Origin of the sequence: Pseudomonas sp. KCJK8993 (assembly GCF_046230915.1) — a bacterium.
In the GTDB taxonomy this organism is placed as follows: Bacteria; Pseudomonadota; Gammaproteobacteria; order Pseudomonadales; family Pseudomonadaceae; genus Aquipseudomonas; species Aquipseudomonas piscis.
In genome coordinates this window covers 1-5,260 of record NZ_JBJJLO010000197.1, presented here as the reverse complement: position 1 = coordinate 5,260, position 5,260 = coordinate 1, and the positions used below count along the sequence as shown (strand labels likewise).

At 67.0% G+C, this 5,260-nt stretch carries 4 protein-coding genes; all 4 read right to left on the bottom strand.

All coding sequences use genetic code 11. From position 1 onward, the window contains the following. Window positions 1–931: ATP-binding cassette domain-containing protein (locus ACK6AU_RS31240; protein ID WP_409303567.1), on the bottom strand; the 931-nt coding region annotated here is incomplete at its 3' end. Window positions 932–1,044: 113 nt separating this feature from the next. Beyond that, a complete protein-coding gene (locus ACK6AU_RS31235) occupies window positions 1,045–2,013 on the bottom strand; it encodes an aliphatic sulfonate ABC transporter substrate-binding protein (protein ID WP_409303565.1) in 969 nt (322 codons plus the stop codon). 185 nt (window positions 2,014–2,198) lie between these two features. Then, window positions 2,199–3,473 (bottom strand): Zn-dependent hydrolase, encoded by a 1,275-nt coding sequence (locus ACK6AU_RS31230; protein WP_409303563.1) that lies wholly within the window; start codon window positions 3,471–3,473, stop codon window positions 2,199–2,201. Window positions 3,474–3,640: 167 nt separating this feature from the next. Beyond that, window positions 3,641–5,128: an NCS1 family nucleobase:cation symporter-1 gene (locus ACK6AU_RS31225; protein ID WP_185701523.1), complete on the bottom strand. Its 1,488-nt coding sequence runs from the start codon at window positions 5,126–5,128 to the stop codon at window positions 3,641–3,643. Between the last annotated feature and the right edge of the window lie 132 nt (window positions 5,129–5,260).

Sequence of the window (5,260 nt, the reverse complement as noted above, 5' to 3'; positions counted from 1 at the left end):
CCGGCCCCAGCAGCAACGCCTGCCAGAAGGCAAAGCCCGGACGCACCGGCGCCGGCGCGAGCGTGGCTTGCCGCGCCGCCAGCGGCGTTGCCGCCACGGTATCGCTGCGCGCGCCATGCTCCTGGAAGAAGTCCGCCACCTCGGCATCCGCCGGGTGTTCGAGCAACTCATCGGGCGTGCCCAACTGGATCAGCCGGCCCTGGCGCAGCACCGCGATGCGGTCGGCCAGGCGCAGGGCCTCGGCGGGGTCGTGGGTCACCAGCAAGGTGGTGATGCCACGCTCGCGCACCAGGCCCAGGAAGTGCCCCTGCAACTCGCGGCGGATGGTCGGGTCCAGCGCGCTGAAGGGCTCGTCCATCAGCAGGATGTCCGGTTCGCTGACCAGCGCCCGGGCCAGGCCGACCCGCTGCTGCATGCCGCCGGACAGTTCATGGGGGTAGTGGTCGCCCCAGCCCGCCAGGCCCATGACGTGCAGTTGCACATCGGCCGCGGCGTGGCGCAGCGCCTCGGGTTCGCCGCGCAGTTCCAGGGGCAAGGCGACGTTGTCGCGCACGTTGCGATGGGGCAGCAGGCCAAAGTGCTGGAACACCATGCCGATGCGCCGCGAGCGCAGGGTGCGCAGGTCCCGGGGCACCAGTTGGCCGATGGCGGTGCCGTCGATCAGCACCTCGCCGCTGCCGGGTTCGATCAGGCGATTGATATGGCGCAACAGCGTCGACTTGCCGCTGCCGGAGGTGCCCATCAGGCACAGCAGCTCGCCACGCCGCACGCTGAGGCTGACCTGCTGCACCGCCGGCGCGCTGCTTCGGTCGCGGCGGCTGGCGTAGGTCTTGGTCAGGTTGCGCAGCTCCAGCACCACTTCGGCGTTGTCCGCAAGGAGGGTGGACGAGGCCGGGACGGCAAAGGCCTCTTGGGGTTGAACGGCAGACACGGGAACTCCTGGCGCCGGGCGCGGGATGGCGTGGCCGGCGGTGACAAAGAAAAAGGGAGGGACCTGCTTGGCTGTAGGCGCCGGCCTGTCGGCGAAAGCGGCCTAACGCCCCACTACAAGGATGTGGGACTCCACAATTGCACCGCCCGGGCATCCACCGGCTTGGGCAGGAGCTTTTCCTGGTAGAAGGCATCGGCGATCTTCTGCTGCTCGCCCAGGGCGTCGGGCTTGACCGCTTCCACCTGATAGGTGCGGCGGCTGTTGGCCAGCTCCACCGTGGGCACGTCGAGGTTGCCCCACAGCGGCCCGAGCAACTGCGCCGCCTGTTGCGGGTGCGCCTTGACCCAGGTGCCGGTCTTCTGCAACTCGCTGAACACCTGCCGCAGGACTTCGGGATGGGCCTTGGCATAGTCACTGGACGCCAGGTAGTAGCGGCGGTAGCTGGCCAGCCCCTGGCCGTCGTGCAGCACCCGTGCGCCTTGCTGGCGCTGGGCGCTGGCGACGAAGGGTTCCCAGGTGACCCAGGCATCGACCTTGGCGGTTTCCAGGGCGGCGCGGCCATCGGCGGGGGTCAGGTACACCGGCTGGATATCGGCGAAGCTCAAGCCCGCCTCGCGCAATGCGGCGATCAGCAGGTAATGGCTGCCGGCGGCCTTGGTCACGGCGATGCGCTTGCCCTTGAGATCGGCCAGGGACTTGAGCGGCGAATCCTTGCCGATGACGATGGACTGGGCCGCGGGCGATGGGGTCTCGGTGGCGAAGTAGGTCAACCGGGCGCCGGCGGCCTGGGCGAACACCGGCACGGTGTCGGCGACATCGGCGCTGATATCGACATTGCCCACGTTCAGCGATTCGGCCAGGGGCAGGCCGCTGGTGAACTCATGCCAGGTGATGTTCACCCCCTGCCCCGCCAGTTGTTTTTCCAGGGTGCCCTGGGCCTTGAGCACCGCCAGCAGGGTGGAGGATTTCTGGTAGCCGATGCGCAGACTGGTGTCGGCCAGGGCGTTGCAGGCCATGCCCAGCGCCAGCACGGCAAGGACGGAGAGCGACAAGCGACGAGGCGAAATAAGGGGCTGGCGCATGGGGGCGGACCTTCTGGGAGAGGAAAGTCACTAAAAGCTAATCGATCTAATAAATCTAAAATAAATAATTTTTAGGAATTAGCTTAGTGTCAGCCAAACGTTCGTCACCCATGCAAACCTGTAGCCGCTGCTGAGCCTGCGAAGCTGCGCACGAGGACGCAGTCCTCGCAGGCCGGGAACGGCAGTCAGGATTTCAGACTGACGGCCTGGGAGGCGGCGAGCATGGCGCGTAGCAGCACCGCGCAGCCGGCGGCCAGGTCGTCGGGGTCGGCGTTCTCGATTTCGTTGTGGCTGATGCCGCCTTCGCAGGGCACGAAGATCATCCCCGCCGGGCCCAGTTCGGCGACGAAGATCGCGTCGTGCCCGGCGCCACTGACGATGTCCATATGCGACAGGCCCAGGCCCTCGGCGGCGTCGCGCACGGCCTCGACGCACTCCTTGTGGAAGTACAGCGGCGGGAAGTCCGCCGTCGGGGTCAGCTCGAAACTCAGGCCATGTTCCTCGCACGTGTGCTCGATCACCTGGCGCACCTCGGCGATCATCGAGTCCAGGCGCGCGGGCTCCAAGTGCCGGAAGTCCAGGGTCATGCGCACCTCGCCGGGAATCACGTTGCGCGAGCCCGGGTAGGCCTGCAGGCAACCGACGGTGCCGCAGGCGTGGGGCTGATGGCCGAGGGCCGCGCGGTTGACCGCCGCCACCACCTGCGCGGCACCGACCAGGGCGTCCTTGCGCAGGTGCATCGGGGTCGGGCCGGCATGGGCCTCGACCCCGCGCAGCTTGAGGTCGAACCACTTCTGCCCGAGGGCGCCGAGCACCACGCCGATGGTCTTGCGCTCGTCTTCGAGAATCGGCCCCTGCTCGATGTGCGCCTCGAAATAGGCCCCCACCGGATGCCCGCTCACCGGCCGGCTGCCGGCATAACCGATGGCGTCCAGCGCCGCGCCGACGCTGATGCCCTCGGCATCGGTCCTGGCCAGGGTGTCCTGCAGGGTGAACTTCTCGGCGAACACCCCGGAGCCCATCATGCACGGCGGGAAGCGCGAGCCTTCCTCGTTGGTCCACACCACCACTTCCAGGGGCGCTTCGGTTTCCAGCTCGAGGTCGTTGAGGGTGCGCAACACCTCCAGCCCGGCCAGCACGCCAAAGCAACCATCGAACTTGCCCCCGGTGGGCTGGGTGTCGATATGGCTGCCGGTCATCACCGGTGGCAACTGCGGATTGCGCCCGGGACGGCGGGCGAAGATGTTGCCGATGCCGTCCACGCTGACCGTGCACCCGGCCTCCTCGCACCAGGTGACGAACAGGTCGCGGGCCTGGCGGTCGAGGTCGGTCAGGGCCAGGCGGCAGACCCCGCCCTTGACCGTGGCGCCGAGCCGGGCGAGCTCCATGAGCGACTGCCACAGGCGGTCGCGGTTGATGTGCTGATGGCTGGATTGCAGAACGTCGACGGCAGCGTTCATGGTGATCTCCTCAGGCTTTTCGGGTTGTGGTGGACGAGGTTGGGCTCGTCGGAAATGCGCCGGTGGTAGATAGATCCCATCGCGGGCAAGCCTCGCTCCTACAGGTATGTGCAATCTGTAGGAGCGAGCGCGCGGCGATGCGACTTGCCCGCGATGCTCTCAATGCATCACACCGGCGTCTTGGCGCTCACGCCCTGCGGGCTGCGCAGGTTGCACAGGCCGTAGTAGATCAGCCCGCCCAGGGCCGAACCGGTGAACCAGCCGTAGCTGTAGAACCAGTTGAAGGCACTGCTGCCCAGCGACATCAGGGTCAGCGCCACCGGGATGGCGAAGGCGATGAAGCCGTGCCAGTTCCACGCCGGGTACACGTCATCGCGGTACAACCCGGCCAAGTCCAGGCGTTGCCGGCGGATGACGAAGTAGTCCACCACCATGATCCCGGCGATCGGCCCCAGGAGGCTGGAGTAGCCCAGCAGCCAGTTGGAGTACACGGTTTCCAGGCTCACGTCGGACACCAGCAGGCCGAGCTTCTTGAGCAGTTCGTGGCCCATCAGCGCCAGCCCCACCAGGCCGGTGAGGATCACCGCCGTGGTGCGGCCGATCAGCTTGGGGGCGATGTTCTGGAAGTCGTTGGTGGGCGAAACGATGTTGGCCGCGGTGTTGGTCGACAGCGTGGCGATGATGATCAGCGCCATGGCCACGGCCACCCAGCCCGGGCTCTGGATATGCCCGATCAGGCTTACCGGGTCGGAGACCGTGACCCCCACCAGCTTGGCCGAGGCCGCGGTCATCACCACGCCCAGGGCGGCGAACAGGAACATGGTCAGCGGCAGGCCGAAGATCTGCCCCAGCACTTGGTCCTTCTGGCTCTTGGCGTAGCGGCTGAAGTCCGGGATGTTCAGCGACAAGGTGGCCCAGAAACCGACCATGGCCGTCAGCCCGGCCATGAAATAGCCGGTGACGCTGGCGCCTTCGGGACGCTTGGGCGGGATCGCCAGCAACTCACCGAGCGACACGCTGGGCAAGGCCCACACCAGCAGCCCGAGGCCCACCGCCACCAACAGCGGCGCCGACAAGGTCTCCAGCCACTTGATCGATTCCGCGCCGCGCAGCACCACCCACAGGTTGAGGGTCCAGAACAGCATGAAGCCGATCACCTCGCCAGTGCCGCCCAGGGCCTTCCAATCCGCAAAGATCGAGCCGAGGAACAGGTGGATGGCCAGGCCGCCGAACAGGGTCTGGATGCCGAACCAGCCGCAGGCCACCAGGGCGCGAATCAGGCACGGCACGTTGGAGCCGATGATGCCGAACGACGAGCGCAGCAGCACCGGGAACGGAATGCCGTACTGGGTGCCGGCGAAGGCATTGAGGGTCAGCGGCAGCAACACCACGATGTTGGCCAAGAGGATCGCCAGCAGCGCCTCGCCGACGCTCAGGCCGAAGTAGGCGGTGAGCACCCCGCCCAGGGTGTAGGTCGGCACGCAGATCGACATGCCGATCCACAGCGCGGTGATGTGCCACTTGTTCCAGGTGCGGTCCTGGACCTTGGTCGGGGCGATGTCGTGGTTGTAACGGGGGCTGTCGAGTACGTCGCTGCCGGCGTCCAGCTCGTACAAGCCGGCGCGCTCGGTCACCTGGGATCTGATCTGTTGCATGGCCGCTCCACTGTTGTTCTGGTTATTGTGCTCATCGGCCAGCGACCCCTGGATCGGGCGCCGGACGATGGCCGGAGAACTGACACTTCCACCCTCCGGCGTGACGATCCGTGGCGGCACTCAATAAGTGTG

Excerpts from the sequence above, each read along its gene's own strand:
- ACK6AU_RS31225 (WP_185701523.1), bottom strand. The coding sequence starts at position 5,128 with ATGCAACAGATCAGATCCCAGGTGACCGAGCGCGCCGGCTTGTACGAG.
- ACK6AU_RS31235 (WP_409303565.1), bottom strand. The coding sequence starts at position 2,013 with ATGCGCCAGCCCCTTATTTCGCCTCGTCGCTTGTCGCTCTCCGTCCTT.
- ACK6AU_RS31230 (WP_409303563.1), bottom strand. The coding sequence starts at position 3,473 with ATGAACGCTGCCGTCGACGTTCTGCAATCCAGCCATCAGCACATCAAC.